The organism is Kyrpidia spormannii, assembly GCF_002804065.1.
Taxonomy (GTDB): Bacteria; Bacillota; Bacilli; order Kyrpidiales; family Kyrpidiaceae; genus Kyrpidia; species Kyrpidia spormannii.
The window spans coordinates 2,619,576-2,636,371 of record NZ_CP024955.1; the positions used below are offsets into that span (position 1 = coordinate 2,619,576).

16 protein-coding genes are annotated in these 16,796 nt (G+C 61.7%); 1 reads left to right on the forward strand and 15 read right to left on the reverse strand.

The features are described 5' to 3' along the window. Positions 1-36 precede the first annotated feature (36 nt). The 14 genes from CVV65_RS13120 to CVV65_RS13185 all read right to left on the reverse strand — a co-directional run bounded on the left by CVV65_RS13120 (position 37) and on the right by CVV65_RS13185 (position 15,529). Complete coding sequence (locus tag CVV65_RS13120) at positions 37-1,473, reverse strand: FAD-binding oxidoreductase (RefSeq protein ID WP_100668509.1); 1,437 nt, start codon at positions 1,471-1,473, stop codon at positions 37-39. Continuing rightward, complete coding sequence (locus tag CVV65_RS13125; RefSeq protein WP_232059732.1) at positions 1,470-2,849, reverse strand: (Fe-S)-binding protein; 1,380 nt, start codon at positions 2,847-2,849, stop codon at positions 1,470-1,472. Before CVV65_RS13125 ends, CVV65_RS13120 begins: the two co-directional genes overlap by 4 nt. Before the next feature lie 3 nt (positions 2,850-2,852). Then, on the reverse strand, positions 2,853-4,265 hold the full coding sequence (locus CVV65_RS13130) for an FAD-binding oxidoreductase (RefSeq protein ID WP_198592030.1): 1,413 nt from the start codon (positions 4,263-4,265) through the stop codon (positions 2,853-2,855). A 155-nt stretch (positions 4,266-4,420) separates the two neighbouring features. Next, a complete protein-coding gene (locus tag CVV65_RS13135) occupies positions 4,421-5,725 on the reverse strand; it encodes an MFS transporter (RefSeq protein WP_100668511.1) in 1,305 nt (434 codons plus the stop codon). A 43-nt stretch (positions 5,726-5,768) separates the two neighbouring features. Next, on the reverse strand, positions 5,769-5,981 hold the full coding sequence (locus tag CVV65_RS13140; protein WP_100668512.1) for a hypothetical protein: 213 nt from the start codon (positions 5,979-5,981) through the stop codon (positions 5,769-5,771). A 150-nt stretch (positions 5,982-6,131) separates the two neighbouring features. Beyond that, positions 6,132-7,166, reverse strand: coding sequence for a GTP 3',8-cyclase MoaA (moaA, locus tag CVV65_RS13145; RefSeq protein WP_100668513.1), 1,035 nt, complete (start codon positions 7,164-7,166; stop codon positions 6,132-6,134). Positions 7,167-7,211: 45 nt separating this feature from the next. After that, positions 7,212-7,916: a nucleotidyltransferase family protein gene (locus CVV65_RS13150; protein ID WP_157935520.1), complete on the reverse strand. Its 705-nt coding sequence runs from the start codon at positions 7,914-7,916 to the stop codon at positions 7,212-7,214. Next, positions 7,913-9,049 (reverse strand): XdhC family protein, encoded by a 1,137-nt coding sequence (locus CVV65_RS13155; protein ID WP_100668515.1) that lies wholly within the window; start codon positions 9,047-9,049, stop codon positions 7,913-7,915. Before CVV65_RS13155 ends, CVV65_RS13150 begins: the two co-directional genes overlap by 4 nt. After that, complete coding sequence (locus CVV65_RS13160) at positions 9,024-10,265, reverse strand: vWA domain-containing protein (protein ID WP_100668516.1); 1,242 nt, start codon at positions 10,263-10,265, stop codon at positions 9,024-9,026. Before CVV65_RS13160 ends, CVV65_RS13155 begins: the two co-directional genes overlap by 26 nt. After that, complete coding sequence (locus CVV65_RS13165; protein WP_100668517.1) at positions 10,262-11,188, reverse strand: AAA family ATPase; 927 nt, start codon at positions 11,186-11,188, stop codon at positions 10,262-10,264. Before CVV65_RS13165 ends, CVV65_RS13160 begins: the two co-directional genes overlap by 4 nt. A 173-nt stretch (positions 11,189-11,361) precedes the next feature. Further along, on the reverse strand, positions 11,362-12,216 hold the full coding sequence (locus tag CVV65_RS13170) for an FAD binding domain-containing protein (protein ID WP_100668518.1): 855 nt from the start codon (positions 12,214-12,216) through the stop codon (positions 11,362-11,364). Beyond that, entirely contained in the window at positions 12,216-14,558 is a 2,343-nt protein-coding gene (locus CVV65_RS13175; RefSeq protein ID WP_100668519.1) for a xanthine dehydrogenase family protein molybdopterin-binding subunit, read from the reverse strand. The genes CVV65_RS13170 and CVV65_RS13175 overlap by 1 nt, the downstream gene beginning before the upstream one ends. Positions 14,559-14,573: 15 nt before the next feature. After that, positions 14,574-15,053, reverse strand: a complete 480-nt coding sequence (locus CVV65_RS13180; protein ID WP_100668520.1) for a (2Fe-2S)-binding protein — start codon at positions 15,051-15,053, stop codon at positions 14,574-14,576. A gap of 29 nt (positions 15,054-15,082) precedes the next feature. Continuing rightward, positions 15,083-15,529, reverse strand: a complete 447-nt coding sequence (locus CVV65_RS13185; protein WP_100668521.1) for an SRPBCC family protein — start codon at positions 15,527-15,529, stop codon at positions 15,083-15,085. 237 nt (positions 15,530-15,766) lie between these two features. Between CVV65_RS13185 and CVV65_RS13190 the strand changes: the two genes are divergently transcribed. After that, the gene (locus CVV65_RS13190) at positions 15,767-16,603 is read left to right on the forward strand and encodes an arginase family protein (protein ID WP_100668522.1); all 837 of its coding nucleotides are present in this window, start codon (positions 15,767-15,769) and stop codon (positions 16,601-16,603) included. 19 nt (positions 16,604-16,622) lie between these two features. Here the strand turns inward: CVV65_RS13190 and CVV65_RS17300 are convergent, their stop codons facing one another. Beyond that, a complete protein-coding gene (locus tag CVV65_RS17300) occupies positions 16,623-16,757 on the reverse strand; it encodes a hypothetical protein (RefSeq protein WP_269148822.1) in 135 nt (44 codons plus the stop codon). Positions 16,758-16,796 lie beyond the last annotated feature (39 nt).

Consider the following 16,796-nt stretch of genomic DNA (forward strand, 5'->3'; position numbering starts at 1 on the left):
CGGCCCGGCCCCGTCAATCCGATCTCCGTGCCTGCCTCACCCCCTCCCGGCCGCAGCCATGGCCTTGGCATCGATACATTTGGCGGGCCGCGGAAAGAGTTTCCCCGGGTTACACAGTTCTTCCGCATTCCAGATTCCCCGGATCTTGAGTTGGTAATCGATGTCCGCAGGGCTGAAAATCTTCTCCATGTCGTACATTTTTTCGAGCCCCACCCCGTGCTCGCCGGTGATCGACCCTCCCACGTCGGCGCAGACCTGAAGGACCCGGGAGCCCGTCTCCACCGCCCGTTGGGTTTCCCCCGGCACCCCGGAGTCAAAGAGCACCAATGGATGCAGATTGCCGTCCCCGGCGTGAAACACGTTGGCGATACGCAGGCCAGAATCTTTACTGATCTCGGCGATTCGGGTGAGGACCTCGGGAAGGGTGGATCTGGGAATCACTCCATCCTGCACGAGATAATCCGGGGAGATGTTCCCCATCGCCCCAAAAGCTGTTTTCCGATTGTTCCACCAAAGGGTTCGCTCGGGTTCACTGGCCGCCACCCGGACGTCCCGCACCCCGTGTTCTTTGCACACCTTCACGGCATCTTCGGCCTGATCCTCCAGACCTTCAGCCGAGCCGTCCAACTCGAGGAGCAAAACGGCTTCGATGTCCTCGGGATACCCCACCGGATACGCTCCGGCCTCCACCGCCCGCATGGCCAGCCGGTCCATCATTTCCAAAGCCCCGGGCAGGATCCCTTTCGCGATGATTCCGGAGACTGCCCGGCTTGCGTCTTCCACCCGGTCAAACAGCGCCAGGATCGTCTTGACCCCGATCTGTTTTTTTAGTAGCCTCACCCAAATCCGGGTCACGATTCCGAGGGTCCCCTCCGTCCCGATGAACAACCCCCGAAGATCGTAGCCGACATCGTCACCATTCGGGCCGCCGACCATCACCACCTGCCCGTCCGGAAGCACCCATTCCAGGGCAAGGACATGGTTGGTCGTCACCCCGTATTTGAGACAATGGGGCCCCCCGGCGTTTTCGCCGACATTCCCTCCCAAAGTACAGGCCTGCTGGCTCGACGGGTCCGGGGCATAGTAGTAGCCCCGGCCCGCCACCACCTGGGACAACCGGCGGTTCACCACCCCGGGCTGAACCACGGCGTAGCGGTTCTCATAATCGATGTGAAGAATCCGATTCATCCGCACCAGATTCACCACCACCTCACCATGCAGCGGGATAGCCCCGCCACTGAGCCCGGTGCCCGCCCCCCTCGGAACAAAGGGGATCTTCTCCCGATGGAGATATTTCACCACCGCCGCCACCTGATCGGTGTCCGCCGGGAATACCACGGCGGCGGGGACGCCCCGCTGGATGGTGTAGCCATCGCACTCATAAGCCATGAGCTGGTGCCTGTCTGAGATCACATTCCTGGGGCCGACGATCCGCGCCAGTTCCTCCACCAACTTCTCCCGCGCCGCGCTCATCGATTTTCCTCCTCCGCCTGGTAGGCCGCATCCAGGATATCCACGGTATGCAGCACCTTGCGCGTGGCCCCGGTTCGCTGGACGCCTGCCCGGATTTGCATCATGCACCCGGGATTGCCCATGACAATCGCCTCGGCCTCTTCGGGGACGTCGGCCATTTTCCGATCGAGCAAGGGGCTGGCGATCTCCGGGTGGGTGAGATTGTAGATTCCCGCGCTCCCGCAGCAGCGGTCCGAATCGGGCATCTCCACTACGCGCAGACCCGGAATCGAGGCGAGAATTTCCCGGGGCTGCTGGCGAACCCCCTGGGCGTGGCTCAGATGGCATGCATCATGATAGGTCACCGTCATTTCCACCCTGCCCTTGGGAGGATCGAATCCCACTTCGGCGAGAAACTCCGCGACATCTTTGACTTTGCGGCTGAACCGCTCCGCCTTCTCGCGGTAGGCCGGGTCGTTCCGCAAAAGTTCCCCGTATTCTTTCATCGCCGCACCGCAGCCCGCCGCATTGATGATCACCGCATCGACGTCTTCGGCCAGAAACGCATCGATGTTCTGCCTGGCCATGGCTTTGGCCGTCTCCCGATCCCCGGCGTGCACCTGCAGGGCGCCGCAGCAAACCTGCCCCTCGGGCACCCTCACCTCGTAGCCGTTTCGGGCCAGCACCCGGGCCGTGGCCAAGTTGGTGTCGGTGAACAGGACGTCCATCACACAGCCGGTGACCAGGGCAACTCGCCCCCGGCGTTGCCGCTGCGCGGGCACCTGGGCCGGGAGCAGCTCTCTGGAGCTGGTGGCGGGAATCTGCGGAAGGGCCGCCTCCATCTCCCTCAAGTGGGACGGAAAAAGATTCAGAACCCCGGTGCTCCGGGCGAGGCGGGCCAGGCCGCTTCGCTGATAAAATCGGCCAATCCGGGCCAACCTGCGCAGGCGCTTTGGGCGCGGAAAAATCCGCTGCAAAAACAAGCGTTGAACAAAACCTTGCCAGCCCCGGGCCGGCCGGGCGGCGAACACCTGTCCCCGGGCTTGTTCGATCAGCGTCCCGACCTGAACCCCCGATGGGCAGACCGATTCGCAAGCCCGGCAGTCGAGGCACCGGAAAACCGGGTCGATCAATGCCTCGTCCAAGGGAAGCCGCCCTTCAGAGGCCGCCCGGATGAGGTACACCCGCCCCCGGGGAGATTGGTTCTCAATGCCCAGCTCTTGATACGTTGGACATGCTTCCAAACAAAGTCCACAATGAACGCACACGGAATATTTATCAGGGTCCGGCGGATCGTCCCATCGAAAAACCGTGGTCCCCTCCAAGGAGCCGGGCTGCCCGGCCGCAGGCCCTGGGGAGTAATCCTCCCGGGCCGACTCTGCCCCTACCGACGGCATCGATCATACACCTCCCACAAAATCTGCGGAGACAAAGACGTTTCCAGGATCCAGGACTTCCTTCACCCGGCGGCTAAGTGGGGACTCCGCGGCGGATCCGAGGGTCCCGAGGAGCGATTTTCTCCACGCAAAAGGCACGCGTTCCACCCGCACCCGCCCCATGTCTGATCGCACCGCCTCAGTCACCGCCGCGATCCGGCAAAGGATGTGATGGCCGGCCTCCTCAGGGACAGCGTCCCCCAAGATCCAGGCCGCCCGGACCTCTCCGGTGCCCAGTCCTCCGGACACGAACAAACGATCGGTCGATTCTTCGCGCAAAGAACTCGCGAGTTCGCCGGCCGTTCCGGGGCCATCCTTCACCTTTCCCCCAGCGCGTCCGGCGTGAAGGTGCAACGCCGTTCCGGGAACCTGGCTTGGCCACATCACCCATCGCAACCGCAAAGCCGGGGTGCCGCCCAAAGCGTTACCATAGCGACTCCAAAGGTCGTCCGCGTCCCGGCCCGCCCATGCCCCAATCTCCTCCAAACCGTGTTCCCTCGCCAGCCGGCGCCACCCCTCCACCGCGCCCTGGGCCGCCTTGGGTAACTCATCCGTGCCAAGAAGGGCGATCCACTCCTTGGGCAGACCGCAAGCCTCCGCCAGGGCCGGGTTGATCCACTCCGCCGCCGATAGACTCCAGGAGCGGTCCATCAGCTCCCGGGCAAAAGATTGCAGTGGTTCGACATCCGGGGCCTTGAAAGCGAGAAGCCGCCGCTCCGGCGGAAGGGGGCGGAGTTTGATCGCCACCTCGGTCACCAGGCCGAGGCTGCCCTGGGATCCGATAAAAAGCTTCGTCACGTCATACCCGGCCACATTCTTCACTACTTTGCCGCCTGCCCGGATCGGTCCGTCTGCGGTCACCGCTCGGAGCCCGATGACCCAGTCCCGCAGAGGTCCGTAACCGAGGCGATGCGGCCCCGCCGCCGCGGTACCGATGACGCCCCCCAAGGTGGCCCTTTCGCTCACCAGGGGATCGACGGGCAGCCATTGCCCGTGTTCACCGGCGACCCGCTCTATTTCAGCCAGCGGTGTTCCGGACCGGACGACCATGACCAAGTCTCCGGGATCGTACTCCACAACACCGGACAGGGCAGTCGCAGACACGACCAGCGGCTCCGCGCCCTCCTGCAGACTCGGAATCCACTGGGTCCCCGCCCCAAGGGGCAAGAGTTGCACCCCTCTGTCCGCCGCCCACCGAACGATCTCCGCCGCCTCCCGTTCATCCCGGGGCCGCAATTCATCCAGATCCGCCGACGGCCCGTCGGGTGTTCCCGCAAAGGCTCTGACCGTCACGGCGTCCCGGCCGAAGGCGGTCCGCAGTTCCTCCCGCCGGGCGTCGACCGTCGCCGCTTGCTTTCCACTTTGGTCCACCGCCATCCCCCTTCCCGTCCGTGCCCGACGGTGTTCTATAATACGGAACATTGTTCCGATACATACTTCACTTCTCATCATACAAATTTCCCAAGAAAATTGTCAATCGCTTTATAAAGGGTCATAGGCAACCGGCGGCCCCGCGTCTTTGGCCAACCCGTTCATTCCGAACGGCTGGAAACAGACCGGCGAAGGGGCAAAAGCAGGACGAGGATCATTCCCGCCAAGAGACAGGCGGCAAGAAAATAGAGTCCACTCGCCACCGAACCTGTGGAGGCTTTGAGCGCGCCAATGATATACGGCCCCACAAACCCACCCAAGTTACCGACGGAATTAATGATGGCAATCCCCACCGCCGCCGTCGATTCAGCGAGAAACAGATTGGGCAGTGCCCAAAACGGCCCCACGACACTGTAAATCGCCGCGGTGGTGATGCTGAGCAAGACGATCGCCCAAAATGGATTGCTCACGGGACCGAGTACCGCCATCCCCGCCCCGGCAATAAGTAAAGGCACCGCCACGTGCCATCGGCGCTCCCCTTTGCGGTCCGAGTCCCGGCCGCTCCATACCATGGCCACGACGCCCACCAGATAGGGGATCATCGCCAACAGCCCCACCGCCGTGTTGGAAAGATACTGGGACAACCCTTTGATGATCTGGGGCATCCAGAACCCAATCCCGTATAAACCGACAACGTCGGCAAAATAAATCAAGGCGAGCAACCACACCCGGCCACTGGCGAACACCCGCCCCAAGCTCATTTTTTCCTGATGCAATTTTTGAGCCGCTTCCCGGTCCAACTCCCCCTGAAGCCAGGATTTCTCCTCTTCGGTCAGCCAGGCCGCATCCCGGGGACGGTTCGGCAAAACGAAGAACGTCAGAATACCAAAAATCACCGCCGGCGCTCCTTCCAGGATGAAGAGCCACCGCCATCCGGGAAGCCCAAACCAATCCACATAGTCAAGGATAACCCCGGAAACCGGGGCTCCGATAATGTTAGATACCGCCACCGCCGTCATGAACAGGGCCACGACGTGGGCCAATTCCCGACCCCGAAACCAGTACGTCAGATAAAGAATCATGCCGGGGAAAAAACCCGCTTCCGTCACGCCGAGAAGAAACCGAAGGATATACAGATGCACGGCGTTTTGGGCTACGGCGGTCAACATCGCCACCGAACCCCAGCTAAGCAGAATTCGCGCAATCCAGATCCGAGCGCCAATCCGATGCATCAAAACATTGCTGGGAATTTCGAAAATAAAATATCCAAAAAAGAAGATTCCGGCAATCAAACCGAATTGCTCGCTGGTAATGGCTAAGGCTTTATTCATGTCCAAAGCCGCGTACCCCAAGTTCACTCGGTCGAGAAACGAAATGATGTACAGCACAAACATGAACGGGAGGATACGAATGCGGACTTTGTTGGAAGTCCGTTGTTCGATCGAAAGCGTTGCCGATGAGCTCATCGAATGACCCCCTTGTAGGAAGAATTTAGATAAAACCCCGGCATTATTCGGCACCGGGGTTCTCATCAACGTTTACCAGGTCGTTGCGAAGGACGGGCACATGTTCATGGTAATGGTCGACCACGCCCCCGCCCTCATTCATCATCCGGTCCATGCCTTCCTCAATGTCTTCTTTCGCTGGATCGGATTCGCGTTGGACCGGAACATCCGACCGCACGGCATCCGATCGGCGGCCGGTGCTCAGTGGGTCCTGCATGCCGGGTCCCTCCCTTGTGATGGGTCAAGTCTTAACCAACCGCGCACCACATAGGATCGCCCGTCATCAGACCGCTCATGTATGGAAAACTATAACCGCCGGGGCGCCGACGCATTGAGTCCCGGACCCCGCAACAAAATCACCCCGTCGTTACCCGCCGATTTGAGACATTCGGCGAATCGTGGGCAGGTGGCTCCGCTCTTTCCCTTCCAAGGCTTCCGCCATCTCGTGACGCTCTGGCTTAATCTCCAGAGCTCGGTAAAACATGGCTTCTAAGGCTGCTTCGTCGCCATTACAGCGTCGGACGTTCAGTTCTTCCTGCCAATAGAGGCACGGTTTTAGATAGCCGTCCGCGGTCAGGCGTAGTCGGTTGCAGGCTGAGCAAAAATGTGCACTCACTGGATGGATGAGTCCAAAGGCCCCCTCCCCGCCCCGAATGCGCCAATTTTCCGCGGGGCCGTTGCCTGGCACCGCCGTCGGTTCGATCTCATACCCCAGCTCCGCAGCCCGTTCCAACACCCGGTTCAAGGGCAGGTACGCTTGTTTCCACGTCTCATCCTCGTGCCCGATGGGCATATATTCGATAAACCGCACCACATACGGTTTTTCCACCGAAAGGCGCAGGAAATCGTCGATCTCCTCCTCATTGAGCCCCTTCATCAGAACCACGTTGATCTTGATGGGAGACATGCCAACCCGCTCCGCCTCCTCCAGCCCCCGCAACACCCTGGCGAGATCTCCACCCCGGGTAATTTTGGCAAAGCGATCCGGTTTTAATGAATCGATGCTGATGTTGATCCGCCGAAGGCCCGCCCGGAACAGCCGTTCGGCACGGCCAGCCAAGAGAAGAGCATTGGTGGTCATGGCCATATCTTCAATCCCCGGGATCGCCCCGAGGGCTTCAATCAAGCTGTCGATGTCTGGCCGAACTAAGGGTTCCCCCCCGGTGATCCGCAGGCGCTTGACCCCGAGGCGGGCCGCCACCCGAACCACGGTGACGATCTCGTCATAGGTCATCAACCGCCGGGAGTCCATGAATTGAACCCCATGCGCCGGCATACAGTACAGGCAGCGAAGATTGCAGCGGTCGGTCACGGAAATGCGCAGATAATCGTGAACCCGTCCGAACCGGTCCACCAGTCGGCCGGTGCCTACCGAATCATCCAGACAAATCAAGGGTTCCATGGGTGTTCCCCCACTTTCTTTCTATGATAAACCGCCGGAGTCAATCTATAGGGCCCCGGTCGAGGGCGCTTCGGGGCCGCCCCGTTCTCCTTCCAAGCGGGAATGGACGCCGCGACCTTGTTGGACCAGCGGCAACATTTTCAGCAGTTGCTGATAGGCATGGGGCGTATCAATATCCAAACCCACCCGTTCATCCCCCCAAGGTACCATCTTCATGCGGTCGCGGTGACGAGCGAGAACCGACCGGCCGCCTTCGTCCCCGGTGACCGCCATCATCTCGGAAAACAGTTCTTCATCGATCAGAACCGGGTGACCGGGCAATCCCTCAAAGGTCGGGCGAACAATGCGCACCCCAGCCTTATAACCCATTCGGTATTCCTGAAGCAACACCAAAATCAGTGATTCCGTCACCAACGGTTGGTCAGCGAGTAGGATCATGACGGCCTGCACACGTCCCTGCAGCTTCGCCAGACCTCGGATCAATGACGTAGACATCCCTCGATGGCGTTCCGGGTTGGGCACCACCTCCACAGCCCAATCTTTCACCACATCGCGGAACGGCCGCGGGTCTTCGCTCCCAACGAGAATCACCGGGTGAAGACGCGCCCGAACCGCGGCTTCCACGCTGTACAAAAAAAGCGGCCTTCCTCCCACCGGCAGCCAACACTTCGGCCGCCCCATGCGGGTGGACAGCCCGGCCGCTAAGATCACGGCGCCCACCCGGCGTTCTAAATCCCCCGGCCCGATCATGGGGCCCCCACCTGAAGTGCCCCCCATCGGGCGGACAAATGTTGAGGGTCCCGGCCGTTGGCCACCGCCGCGATTTGGGCCACCGCGGACAACGCCACCGGGCCGGGTCCCTCACCCCCCAGATCTAATCCCACGGGGTTGTACAGCCGGTGTTCCCACTTTTCTGCAGGGGGAAGTGGAGAACCCGTCCAATCGGAAAACTGCGCCAATAGCCTCCGAGCTCGATCGCGGGGCCCCAAGAGTCCGATGTAGGGAACGTCGGCCACCAGGAGACGCTTTAACCATCGTGCATCCCATTCGAGTTGGTGAGTCATCACCACCACATAGGTGTTGGGAGTGAACAATGAGTCCGGGGCCTTCTCCGGGGCCACGGCAAAGACATGGTCCGCAGAAGGAAACCGAGAAGCGGCCGCGTAGCCCGGCCGGTGGTCCGCCACGAGCACCCGAAAACCCGCCGTTCGAGCGAGATCGGCCATCGCTGGCGCGTCGTGGCCGGCACCGAGAATTAGGATCACGGGGGCCGGAGTCAACCGCTCCACCAGCACCGCCATGTCCCCGGAAGGGGTTTCGACGCGCCCATACACGGCCCTGCGCCCGTCCTCGGGCCAGGGCAACACGTTCCACAGGTCGGCCAGGGCGGGGTATCCGGCGGCCTTTTCGCCCATAGGACCCTCTTCCCCGCCACCGGATGGCGTCCCGAACGCCTGGCTGCCCGCCGGAATCCCTGATTTCCCTGGATCCACCACCGTCGCGAGGCACACCGTGCGCCCCGCCCGCAACTCATCGAGCACGCCCCGCAGAATCTCCGGCTCCGGCCGATGCACCAACACCCGCACCAATCCAGCACATCCGCTGCCCGATCCCCAGAACGCATCTTCGTCCGTCCGCATATCGTAGGTCATCAACTGGGCTTCTCCGGTCGCCGCCACACCGGCACCCGCCCGCACTAACTCATTTTCCAGACACCCTCCGCTCACCGCCCCCTCGGCCGCACCCCCGGATCGCACCAACATCCTCGCCCCGGCATGGCGATAGGCGGACCCTTCCACCCCGGCCACCAACGCCATGGCCACCGGGCGTCCGGCTTCAGATTCCGCCAACCCGGCCTCAAAGATATCTTCGAGATCCCGCATCGCGTTTTCCTCCCGCAGTAGATGGTTTCTCCAGGTCGCCCAGGCGGTCCCATGCCTCTTCAAAATTACGCCAACTGTAGCCCGGCCAGTGGTGATCCACCGCCCCCGCCAACCTCACCCCACCTCGGGCTGTAGGCTCATAGGCGGGATCCGATCTGGCCGGGTTGAGCCATATAGTGCGGCTTGCGAGCCCCCGTAGTCTCTGCACCTCCGCGCCAAGCGCCTCCGGATCTTCCGCCTCAAGACCATCGGTGACCAAAATCAGAGCGGACCCCGGCAAGAGCCGCCGGCCCCATTCCAAGCGCAATCGCCGCAAGCCGGCCGCCAGCCGGGTGCCTCCCGACCAATCCGGCGCCCCGCCGATCATTTCCGCCAAGGCTCGATCCGCGTCCCGCAACGCTAAAGCCGGAGTCAACCGAGTCAAGCGGGTGCTGCAGACAAAGAGTTCCACCGGGTTTCCCGCCCTGGCCACCGCGTACACGAACCGCAGCACCATCCGGCTATAGGGCTCCATCGAGCCACTGACATCACAGACCCAGACAGCTCTTCGCTTGCGCACCACCCGCCGGCGGCGTTTGAGTTCCAAACACTCCCCGCACCGGGCGGCACTCCGGAGGGTAGCCGACGGGTCCCAGTGCCGCCCCTTTCGCCCAGTTCGCTCCCTTCGGCTGGAGCGCCACAGAGGAGCCACATCCACCTTTTCCAATTGCCGGAGTTCCTCAGGCGTCAGCCGGGCGGCATCCCGATCGCGCAGCGTTTCCTCGACACTCCGGCCGCCCCGCACCACGAGGGGCACCTGCGCCTCGGCCTGTGATTGTTCGGAGTCGTCGCGACCGGCCCCCAGCCAGATCACCTGCGGCGGATTCCGCCAAGACGCCCGGAGCCTCGCGACACTCGCCATGAGCGTCTGGGTGGCAACAAGGGGTTCCCGGACCCCGATCAGCATCAGGACAAACTGCCGCCACGCGGTGTCAAACCATTGCCGCTCCGTTGGATTGTGGGCCAAGATCGCCCGCCAGCCCTCCCGAATCGCCGTTTCGTCCCCCGGCGGGAGACAGGCCAAGACCTCAAGGGCAAGCGCCTCTTGTTCTGCGCTCACGGGGATCCCCATTCGCCGCAGCCCCCGAAAAAACACCGCGCAGTTGGCCAGGATCCGATTCCCGCTCTCAAGAAGCGCCCGCTCCGAGAGCAGATGATCCCCCCTGTCCGTGCTCATCCCGGCATCGCCTCGATCTCGCCAAGCAGATCTGCAAAGTAGGGCCGATCTTCCCGCACCGCCGTGAGAACTTCCACGTCATCCCGGTACTTGACCAAGCACCCGAGGGTTTCCTCCACCAGATCGGGATCCAATGACCGGGCTCCAAGGGCGGAGAGCGCCTCGGCCCAATGGATCGTCTCCGCCACCCCGGGCCTTTTATAAAGGGGTTCCCGGCGCAGGCGCTGGACGAATTGACAGATCCGTATCGCCAACTCCCGGGGAACCCCGGGCACCTTGAGACGCAGGATCTCCAACTCCTTCGAAAAATCCGGATAGTCGATCCAATGATACAAGCAACGACGCTTCAACGCATCGTGAATTTCCCGGGTTCGGTTGGACGTGAGAATGACCACGGGCTTCTCCTCGGCCCTCAGAGTGCCAATCTCCGGAATAGTCACTTGAAACTCTCCGAGCAGTTCCAAAAGAAACGCCTCAAATTCCTCATCGCTCCGGTCCACCTCATCGATCAACAAAACCGGTGCGGGCCCTTGGGGATCCACGGCCGCGAGCAACGGCCGCCGCAACAAGAAGCGGCGGGAAAACAGCTCCCCTTCGAGTCGTTCTCTCCAAACTTTCTCCGTTTCCCCCTGCCCACCGCCGGGCATCCCAGCCGCCTCCGCCAGACGGATGTGCAGCATCTGGCGGGGAAAATCCCACTCGTACAGGGCGCTCTCCCGGTCGATTCCTTCGTAGCACTGAAGGCGGACAAGGGGGCGGCCGACGGCTGCGGCGATCACCTTCGCCACCTCCGTCTTGCCCACCCCCGGTTCTCCCTCGAGAAAAAGAGGCCGTTCTAACCGCAAGGTCAAAAACACCGCGACGGCAAGGGAATGATCGGCAATATACCCTTCCCGGCGAAGAGCCGACCGGACGGCCTCCAAATCGGTAAATGGACTGCGCAGATCATCCCCTGGTTACAAGTTGAGACGTAACCAGGATCCCTCCCTTCCCGCACGCACTTCTGTTTCCACCGACTTATTGAACAGTTTGATCTATTATACTACGTTTATCCCGCCCGTGAAATGGCCTCTTGCGAGATTTTCAAGAGTCAACATCACGGGAGGCACCGCAGCAAAGCCTTTCGGGTGTAGACCCGGCTCAGATGCCGGCGGTAATCCTCCGATGCAAAGAGATCTCCGGAAAAACTGCCCTCGGCATCAGCCCGTTCTGAGGCACGGCGCACCGCCTCCTCCCCGGCGGGCTGGCCGATCAAGGCTGCTTCCACCTCCCGGGCCCGGTACGGAGTATCCGCCACTCCGGTTATCCCTACCCGTGCATCGCGGATTATACCGTTCTCCACTCCGAGAACCGCTGCCACCCCCGCCACCGCGTAGCCAGAGGCCGGGTGAGGATATTTTTCATACGCACCCTTCCAAGAACCTTGTGGGATTGGGAAAGCCACGGACACCACCACGTCGCTTGCCCCGAGAGACGTGAGCAGGGGGCCGAGAATAAAGTCCGCCACCGGCACCTCACTTGGCCCGCTAGGCCCCTCCACCGCCACCACCGCATCCAGGGCCAATGCCACCGCAGGCAGATCCGAGGCCGGATCGGCATGGGCGATGTTGCCCCCCACTGTGCCCCGGTTGCGCACCTGCAGATCTCCCACCTGCTTCGCTGCTTCGGCCAGCACTGGCAACTTGTCGCGAACGAGATCGCTCGATGCCACTTCGCCGTGGGTGGTCAGGGCGCCGACCACCACCCGATCCCCTTCCACCGATATGCCCCGAAGCTCAGAGATACCGCCGATATCGACCAGCACCCCGGGAGAGGTGAGCCGCAGTTTCAACAGCGGAATCAGGCTGTGCCCCCCGGAGAGGACCTTAGCCTCCCCTTGATGGGCTTCGAGCAATTGCACCGCCTCCTGAACCGATCGCGCCCGTTCGTACGCAAAAGCTGCTGGAATCATCAGGCTTCCCTCCCATGGATGACCTTCCAGATCTTCTCCGGCGTCAACGGCATCTCGAGGTCGGTGACTCCGAAAGGCGCCAGAGCATCGACCACCGCGTTGACCACGGCAGGCGTTGCGGCGATGGTACCCGTTTCTCCGATCCCTTTGACCCCGAGGGGATTGTGCGGAGCGGGCGTGACGGTGTGGGCGGTCTCAAAGGCCGGGAAGAATTTCGCTTTAGGCATTGCGTAGTCCATGAAAGAGCCCGTCACCAGCTGCCCCTGCTCGTCGTACACCGCCCCTTCCCACAGTGCCTGGCCCACTCCCTGCACGATCCCGCCATGCACCTGGCCTTCGACGATCATCGGATTGATCACCGGCCCGCAATCATCCACCGCCACGTAGCGGAGAATCTCGATCTTCCCCGTTTCCGGGTCCACTTCCACTACACAGGCGTGGGCGCCAAAGGGATAGCAGAAATTCACCGGATCATAAAACGCTTGGGCCTCAAGGCCCGGCTCCACTCCGGGCGGGAGGTTCCACGCCAAGTGGGCCTGAAGAACCACATCCTGGAATTTCGCCTGACGGCTGGGCACCCCTTTGACCTGAAAAGTTCCGTCGGCGAATTCAACATCCTCTTCGGACACCTCGAGCATATGGGCAGCGATCTTCCTGGCCTTTTCCAGCACCCGATCGGCCGCCATGGCAATGGCACTGCCACCCACCGGCGTTGTCCGGGATCCGTAGGTTCCCCACCCCATGGAGATCCGATCGGTGTCGCCGTGAACCACCTCCACATCTTCCACCGGAATCCCGAACCGATCTGCCACAATCTGGGCGAAGGTGGTCTCTTCCCCTTGACCGTGGGGCGAGGCGCCGGTGAACACCGTCACTTTGCCGCCTGGGTGCACCCGCACCGTGGCGCTCTCCCACAGGCCGCCCTGGAATCCCACAGCACCGGCCACCTGTGAGGGCCCGAGTCCGCAAATCTCGACATAGGTCGACCACCCGATGCCGACGTACCGGCCCTGGGCGCGGAGCCTCTCTTGCTCCTTCCGGAACTCTTCGTAATTCAGCATATCCATGGCTTTTCGCAGGGTTCCCTCGTAGTTCCCGCTGTCATATTGCAGCCCCAGGGGCGTCGTGTAGGGAAACGCATCCGACGGAATGAAATTCTTCTCCCGAATCTCCACGGGATCTTTTCCGATCTCTTTGGCGAACAGATCGGCCATCCGCTCGATTACATACGTCGCCTCCGGTCGCCCTGCCCCACGGTACGCATCCGTCGGCGTGGTGTTCGTAAAGACCCCGAACACGTCGACATGCGCCTTGGGGATCCGGTATGGTCCCACCGTGATCAACCCGAAGAGGATCGTCGGCACCCCCGGCGCTGCCGTGGACAGGTAAGCCCCCATGTTGGCCACCATGCGAATCCGAAGTCCCACCATGGTTCCATCCCGCTTGCCGGCCAACTCGGCGTAGATTACCTCATCCCGGCCATGGGTCGTAACGAGAAAATTCTCCCGGCGATCTTCGGTCCATTTCACCGGCCGCCCCAATTCCCGCGCGGCAAAACCCACTAAAGCCTCATCGGCATAACAGGCAATCTTACTGCCGAATCCCCCCCCTACATCCACCGCGACAACCCGGAGTTTATGTTCCGGAATCCCTAGAATATTCGACAAAAGAAAACGGTGAATGTGCGGGTTTTGGGAAGTGAGCCACATGGTCATCTCACCGCTTCCGGCGTTGTATTGAGCCACCGCCGAACGCGGCTCCATAGCGTTCGGAATCAGCCGTTGTTGGCGAAACCGATGGCGCACCACCACATCGGCCCCCTCGAATTCCGCCGCCGGATCTTCCCCGGCCTGCCAGTGGAACGCCACGTTCCCAGGCGCGTCGTCGTGCAACACTGGCGCCCCTTCTTCCATCGCCTTCTCCGCATCCACCACCGCCGGTAAAACCTCATAGTCGACCTCGATCAACTCCAGAGCATCCCGGGCCGCGTAGCGGCTCTCCGCCACCACCATCGCCACGCCGTCCCCGACATAACGCACCTTTTCCACCGCCAGGGCCGGATGGGCCGTGGTCTTGATGTCCGAACCCGGGGGGAGCCACGCCGTGGGAATCGGCGCCACTTTCCCGGCCACATCCTGGCCGGTGAACACCGCCACCACCCCGGGAGCCCTTTTGGCCTTCTCCACATCCAACCGGCGAATCCTCGCATGGGCATGGGGGCTGCGCAAGATCGCCGCATACAACATACCGGGCAACTGTACGTCATCCGTGTACCGGCCGTTGCCGGTAATGAGCCTGGGATCTTCCCGCCGTTTGATGGCCGTGCCGAACACGCTTGCCATAGGCTCTTCCCCTCCTTAACCCCGCATCCGCTCAGCGGCATATTTGACCGCGCGGACGATGTTCTCGTACCCCGTGCACCGACAGATGACCCCTTCCAGACCTTCGCGAATCTCCTCATCGGTGGGGTTGGGGTTTTGCCTCAGGATCTCCACCGCCGTCATCATGGCCCCGGGCGTGCAATACCCGCACTGGAGACCGTGCTTTTCCCAAAACCCTTCCTGCACCGGGTGAAGCTGACCGTTCTGGGCCAAGCCTTCCACCGTCGTGATCTCGTGCCCATCCGCCTGGACTGCCAGCACCGTGCAGGACTTGACCGCTCGGCCATCCATCAGCACCGTGCACGCCCCGCATTGGCTGGTATCGCATCCGATGTGAGTTCCCGTCAGCCCCAACACATCCCGGAGAAGATGCACCAACAACAACCGGGGCTCCACTTCCGCCGTCCGTTCCACGCCATTGACCTTGACAGTCACCACCGTTTTCGTCGCCGCCATCCCGGCCCCTCCTCACATCGTTGATGATTCTACGACTTTGCCCGCTTCATCTCCTGTTCGACACCTTTAAAAAATTGCCCCAGCAACAACTTGGCCACCCCACCCATGATGCGCTGGCCCACCGAGGCCATGATTCCGGTCACATGGGCATCGGCGGAGCACGTCAGGACGGTTTTCCCCTCCTGTTCCTCCAGGCGGATCTGGGCCACGGCATCGATTTCCCCCGGCTTCCCGCTCCCTTTGAGATGCAGCTTGTACTCTTTCGGCGGATCGGGATCCAGGACCTCCACCTCTCCGGTGAACGTGCCTTTGACAGGCCCCACGTCGAGCCCCAACTCCGAGGTGTACTTCCCCTCTCCCACTTCCTCCAGGCGTTTGCATCCTGGGAGCCGACGCTTCAGCACATCTGGATCGTTCAGAATCGGCCACAACTCCTCCGGCGTTGTTTCGTATGTATACCGGTATTCGACGCGCAAGAGCCCGCTCCCCCTTTGCCGGATTGATCGAACTCAAGATGCCAGACATTACTACATAATCAAATTACCAGATTTCGAGATCTAATTCAAGTAGACAAGTAATATTGCACATTAGAACAACCTCAATCGGACGCCGACGAGGTCACCCCGGACGTCGTCCTTTTTCCCGCCATTGGACTTGCCCCGGGTACCATGGTAAAATTTTTGTAAAATCTCACGGCTAGGATGTGACCGCGGATGTCCCCAGGACCAACCGCATCACCTCGGCGCCCCGCGATTTTGCTCGATTTCGATGCGGCTTTCGAAATTCAACCCCGGCTGCGCCAGGCGGTGGATCAGGTGGTCCCCTTGCCCTCGCCGCCGAAATGGCTGTGCCCACCCGACCGCGGGCGGGCGCTGGAACGAAATCTGTCCCATCTACCCCCCGGGAGACTGACCTTCATCGGGAGTGGCGATTACCACTACCTGACGAACTTTTTCCTCCGTCAAATTTCCCGGCCCTTCACATTAGTTTTGATCGATCACCACGATGACGCCGCCGACGCGACAAACGAGTGGCTGACCTGTGGAAACTGGGTCCGCTTCACCGAACGGCACCGGTCCTTGAAGCGGATCGTCTACATCGACGGCGCAGGCCTGTCGATCGCAGAACCCAGTCCAAAGAGGTTCCTGTGGACAAAGATACCACTGTCCCACCCCCTCACCGGCAACCCAGCCCCCCTTCTGGCCCAGATCCCAACTGCAGGCGTGTATGTCAGCATCGATAAAGATGTCCTCGACACCGGGGCGGCCCATACCAATTGGGACCAAGGTGGGCTGGACGCCCAATCGCTGATTCACCTGTTTGAAACTGTTGCCCTCCGGCGCTCCGTCATAGGGGCCGATGTGTGCGGCGAGTTGTCCCCGGCCCTCCCCGGCCTCCCCACCCGACAAGAGGAGGAGGCCGCGCAAAAAAACGAGTCGGTCAACCTCGCCCTCCTCAATGTGTGGCGCCGCATCACCGTCCGCCCGGCGTTACCGCGCCCGGCGGGGTCCCCTTCACCTCGCCGTTTTCTCCCCGGCGCCGGTTTATGATATGCGATCGGCCGGTCGTTTAAGACCTCCCTCCCAGACCCCGGCGCTCGCCGCATTGACGGGGAGGATTGTGCGCTGGAATGCGACTCACCACCGCGCTGAAGAAAAAAGATCCCGACAAGATGAGGAGAAACGCCCGGATGGTATCGCTCATGAACAACCCCCTCGAGCCGCGGTCGGCCTCTCCCGGCCC